The organism is Sphingomonas sp. (assembly GCF_035555815.1).
Lineage (GTDB): Bacteria > Pseudomonadota > Alphaproteobacteria > Sphingomonadales > Sphingomonadaceae > Sphingomonas.
Genome location: NZ_DATMGG010000124.1, coordinates 1 through 4,981, shown reverse-complemented (window position 1 = coordinate 4,981; position 4,981 = coordinate 1). Strand labels below are relative to the sequence as shown.

The following is a 4,981-nucleotide window of genomic DNA, read 5'->3' as shown; positions in this document are numbered from 1 at the left end:
CCGCCGACAAGGACAGCGCGCGCGACGCGGCGGTCGTCGCGACGGCGGAAGGCTTTGGCGACCGGCTGGTCGCGATCCGCATCAACGCCAGCGATACCGCGGAACATGCCGCCGACATCGCCGCCGTCGCGGCTTCGGCCGCCGGTTTCGTGGTGGTGCCCAAGGTCGAGACGGCGGACGAGGCCGCGCGCATCGCCGCAGCCGTGGGCAAGCCGGTGCTGGCGATGATCGAGACGCCGGCCGGCGTGCTGGCGGCATCGGCGATCGCGGCGGTGCCGGGCGTCGCCGGGCTGATCGCGGGCGTCAACGATCTGCGCGCGACGCTGGGTATTCCGGCGGGGGGCATTCCGGCCGGCCGCGGCGGGCTGACGCTCGCGCTCCAGACGATCGTGCTGGCGGCGCGCGCCGGCGGCGGCTGGGCGATCGACGGGGTGTTCAACGCGCTCGCCGATCCCGACGGGCTGGCCGCCGAATGCCGCGAGGGGCGGGCGATGGGCTATGACGGCAAGAGCCTGATCCACCCCGGCCAGATCGCCATCGCCGCCGCCGCCTTTGGCCCGACGCCGGAGGAACTGGCCGACGCCCGCGCGCTGGTCGAGGCGGCGACCGGCGGTGCCGAACGGTTCCGCGACCGGATGATCGAGACGATGCACGTCGATCAGGCCCGCGCGCTGATCGAGAGGGCGACCGCCGCCCCCTAGCGAACATCACCCACCTTGGTTACATGGGCCGCCAATCTTCGACTCGCAGGATCCGGCGCCCCATGGACATCCCCCTCGGCCTTACTTTCGACGATGTCCTGCTGTTGCCGGGCGAATCCGATGTGCTGCCCAGCCAGGCTGATACGCGGACGCGGATCAGCCGCGAACTGAGCCTCAACATCCCGATCGTGTCGTCGGCGATGGATACCGTCACCGAAGGCAATATGGCGATCGTCATGGCCCAGCTCGGCGGGATCGGCGTGCTCCACCGCAACCTGACGCTTGAGGATCAGGTGGCGGCGGTGACGGCGGTCAAGCGGTTCGAATCGGGCATGGTGGTCAACCCGATCACCATCGCGCCGACCGCCCCGCTCAGTGAGGCGCGGGCGCTGATGGAACGGCACCGCATCAGCGGGATCCCGGTGGTGGAAGGCAATGGCCGGCTGGTCGGTATCCTCACCCATCGCGACGTGCGCTTTGCCGAGAACCCCGGCCAGCCCGTCGCCGAGCTGATGACGCGAGAGAACCTGGCCACCGTCAGCGCCGGCGTCAGCCAGGACGAGGCGCGCCGCCAGCTCCACCAGCGCCGGATCGAAAAGCTTCTGGTGGTCGACGACGATTATCGCTGCGTCGGCCTGATCACGGTCAAGGACATCGAGAAGGCGGTGCTCTATCCCGCCGCGACCAAGGACGGCAGCGGCCGCCTGTGCGTCGCCGCCGCCACCACCGTTGGCGACAAGGGTTTCGAGCGTACCGAGGCGCTGATCGACGCCGAGGTCGACCTGATCGTAATCGACACCGCGCACGGCCACAATCGCGAGGTGTCTCGTGCGGTCGAGCGGGTCAAGCGGCTGTCGAACCGGGTCCAGGTGATCGCCGGCAACGTCGCCACCGCCGAGGCGACCCGCGCGCTGATCGGTGCCGGCGCCGACGGGGTGAAGGTCGGCATCGGCCCCGGCTCGATCTGCACCACCCGCGTCGTCGCCGGCGTCGGCGTGCCACAGCTTACCGCCGTGATGGAAGCGGCGGGTGAGGCGGCGCGCGCCGACATCCCGGTGATCGCCGACGGCGGCATCCGCACGTCGGGCGATATCGCGAAGGCGCTGGCGGCGGGCGCGTCGACGGTGATGGTCGGATCGCTGCTCGCCGGGACCGAGGAAGCGCCGGGCGAGACGTTCCTCTACCAGGGCCGTGCCTATAAATCCTATCGCGGCATGGGTTCGGTCGGCGCGATGGCGCGCGGATCGGCCGACCGCTATTTCCAGCAGGACATCAAGGATCAGCTGAAGCTGGTGCCGGAGGGGATCGAGGGGCAGGTGCCGTTCAAGGGCCCAGCGCGCGAGGTCATCCACCAGCTGGTCGGTGGGGTAAAGGCGGCGATGGGCTATACCGGATCGAAGACGATCCCCGACCTGCAGCAGCGTGCGAAGTTCGTGCGGATCACCAACGCCGGCCTGCGCGAAAGCCATGTCCATGACGTCACCATCACGCGCGAAGCGCCCAATTACCCGACTCGCTAGGCCGGTCCGGCGGGCGAACCCTTCGTCCGGCGCGCCCTGCCTGTTCCTTCCTCAAATCGCCGGAACGGCGGTAGGGCGCACAACCTCATGACCCCAGCGGCACGCACCCAGGCGGCGATCGAACTGCTCGACGGCATCACCGCCGCCGCGCGTGATGGCGGCGCGGCGGCGGATACGCTGATCGCGCGCTTCTTCGCCGCGCGGCGCTATGCCGGGTCGAAGGACCGCCGCGCGATCCGCACGCTGGTCTATGACGCGATCCGGTTGATCGGCGAACGCCCGCCCAGCGGGCGCGCCGCGATGCTCGCGCTGATCAAGGCGCAACCCGCGCTCGCGGAGACCTTCGACGGCAGCAGCTACGGGCCGGCGAAGGTGGATCCGGGCGAGGCGGCCGCGCGCGTCGGTCTGGCGCCGGCGTGGCTGCGCAAGCTGCTGGAGGCGTCGGGGATCGACGATGCCGAACTTACCGCGCTGCTCGGCCGCGCGCCGCTCGATATCCGCGTCAACACGCTGATGGGCAGTCGCGAGGACGCCGCCGCGCTGTTCCCCGGCGCCGAACCGGTCCCCGCGGTGCCCGACGCGCTGCGCCTGCCCGCCGATACCCCGGTCGAGACGAACCCCGCCGCGAACGGCGGGCTGGTCGAGGTGCAGGACGCCGGCAGCCAGATCGTCGCGGCGGTCGCGGGCGCAGCACCCGGCATGACCGTGGTCGATCTGTGCGCCGGCGCCGGCGGCAAGACGCTCGCGCTGGCGGCGGCGATGACCAATCAGGGCCGCATCGTCGCCACCGACACCGATCGCGCGCGACTCCAGCGGCTCGCCCCGCGCGCCGAGCGGGCGGGCGTGACGATCGTCGAGAGCCGCCTGCTCGATCCCAATGAGGAAGCGAACGCGCTGACCGACCTGACCGACGCGGCCGATGTCGTGCTGATCGACGCGCCGTGTTCGGGCACCGGCACGTGGCGCCGTAACCCGGAAGCCCGCTGGCGGCTGAGTCAGGCGCGGCTCGACCGGCTGATCGCCACGCAGGCGCGGCTGCTTGATCTGGGCGCGACGCTGGTCAGGCCGGGCGGCGCGGTGGTGCATATCGTATGTTCGCTGCTCGATGGGGAAGGGGCCGGCCAGGTCGCCGCCTTCCTTGCCCGCCATCCGGGCTGGACGGTCGAGCCGCCGCAGGCCGGCGCCGGGCGACCCCATGGTGCCGGGCTGCGACTGACCCCCGCGCACGACGCCACTGACGGCTTTTTTGTCGCGCGCCTGATTCGGCCATGCTAGCCTTTGGGGCAATGTTCCCTCGGGAGTCCGTCATGCGTTTTACTTCGGTTGCGGCCGCCATCGGCCTCACCCTGCTCACCGTCTCGACCGCGCTGCAGGGTCAGCGCCCCGACGACCAGATCGATCCGCGCTCGCTGGCGCTGCTGGAAAAGGGGCGGTCGGCACAGGCGGCGGGCAATCTTCAGGGCGCGACCGACCTGATCGAGACCGCGCTGGCGGTCGACCCGCGCAACCGGCAGGCGTTCATCGTGCTGGCGGATATCGCGCGCGCGCAGGATCTCGATGGCAAGGCGATCCGCCTCTATCGCGAGGCGCTGCTGCTCGAACCGAACGACATCGTCGCGCTGAAGGGACAGGGGCAGGCGCTGGTCGCCAAGGGCGCGGTCGAGCGCGCCAAGGAGAACCTGGTCAAGATCCGCAAGCTGTGCGGCGCAAAGGCCTGTGCGGAGGGCACCACGCTGGCCGCCGTGATCGCCAAGGGCCCGCCGCCGGTCACCGCCGCGCAGGTGTCCCCGGTCAACGCCGATACGGTGGCGAAGAACTAGGCCAGTAACGTCATCCGGCGCAGGCCGGCATCACTGTTGTGATGTCGAGACGGGATACCCCGTCCCCGTTCGCCCTGAGCCTGTCGAAGGGCCGTCCTTTTCCTTGGAAGGAAAGGGCAGGGCTTCGACAAGCTCAACCCGAACGGAAGGTGGGATAATGGTTCCGACCTGACGCTCTACGCGCTCAACACTCGCGCCAGCGCGACGAACTCCGCCACGCCGACGGTTTCGGCCCGCCGCGTCGGATCGATGCCGACCACCTCCAGCGCATCGAGCGCGCCCGGTACGCCGCGCAGGCTCTGCCGCAGCATCTTGCGCCGTTGGCCGAACGCGGCGGCGGTCAGTGCCTCCAGCCGGCGAAACTGCACACCGTCCGGCGCGGCCTCCGGCAAGATATGGACCACCGCCGACATCACCTTGGGCGGGGGGGTGAAGGCGGATCGGTGGACCGGCATCGCGATCCGCGCGCTCGACCGCCACTGCGCCAGCACCGCCAGCCGGCCATAGGCGTCGTCCCCGGCATCGGCGACGATGCGGTCGGCGACCTCTTTCTGGAACATCAGCGTCAGGCTCCGCCACCACGGCAGCCAGTCGGCGGACAGCCAGCCGACCAGCAGCGCGGTGCCGACATTGTACGGCAGGTTGGCGACGATATGCGGCTTGCCCGCGAACAGCGCCGGCGCGTCGATTTCGAGCGCGTCGCCCTCGATCACCGTCAATTGGTCGGGATAGGCCTCGCCAAGTTCCGCGAGCGCCGGGATGCAGCGCCGGTCGCGTTCGATCGCGGTGACGCGCGCGCCGGCCGCCAGCAGCGCGCGGGTCAGGCCGCCGGGGCCGGGGCCGATCTCCAGCACCTCCTGCCCGTTGAGATCGCCCGGCACCGCCGCGATCCGCGCGAGCAACTGGCCGTCGAACAGGAAATTCTGGCCGAGCGCCTTGC

5 protein-coding genes are annotated in these 4,981 nt (G+C 70.7%); 4 read left to right on the top strand and 1 reads right to left on the bottom strand.

The window, feature by feature from the left end; genetic code table 11:
* From VNR91_RS06905 to VNR91_RS06890, 4 genes are all read left to right on the top strand, one after another.
* A partial coding sequence (locus VNR91_RS06905) for an HpcH/HpaI aldolase/citrate lyase family protein (RefSeq protein WP_325490036.1) occupies positions 1-701 on the top strand: 701 nt, incomplete at its 5' end.
* A 62-nt stretch (positions 702-763) separates the two neighbouring features.
* Entirely contained in the window at positions 764-2,221 is a 1,458-nt protein-coding gene (guaB, locus tag VNR91_RS06900) for an IMP dehydrogenase (RefSeq protein ID WP_325490035.1), read from the top strand.
* An 87-nt stretch (positions 2,222-2,308) separates the two neighbouring features.
* On the top strand, positions 2,309-3,496 hold the full coding sequence (locus VNR91_RS06895; RefSeq protein ID WP_325490034.1) for an RsmB/NOP family class I SAM-dependent RNA methyltransferase: 1,188 nt from the start codon (positions 2,309-2,311) through the stop codon (positions 3,494-3,496).
* Between the two features lie 32 nt (positions 3,497-3,528).
* A complete protein-coding gene (locus tag VNR91_RS06890) occupies positions 3,529-4,041 on the top strand; it encodes a hypothetical protein (protein ID WP_325490033.1) in 513 nt (170 codons plus the stop codon).
* 176 nt (positions 4,042-4,217) lie between these two features.
* Here the strand turns inward: VNR91_RS06890 and rsmA are convergent.
* Positions 4,218-4,981: 16S rRNA (adenine(1518)-N(6)/adenine(1519)-N(6))-dimethyltransferase RsmA (rsmA, locus tag VNR91_RS06885; protein WP_325490032.1), on the bottom strand; the 764-nt coding region annotated here is incomplete at its 5' end.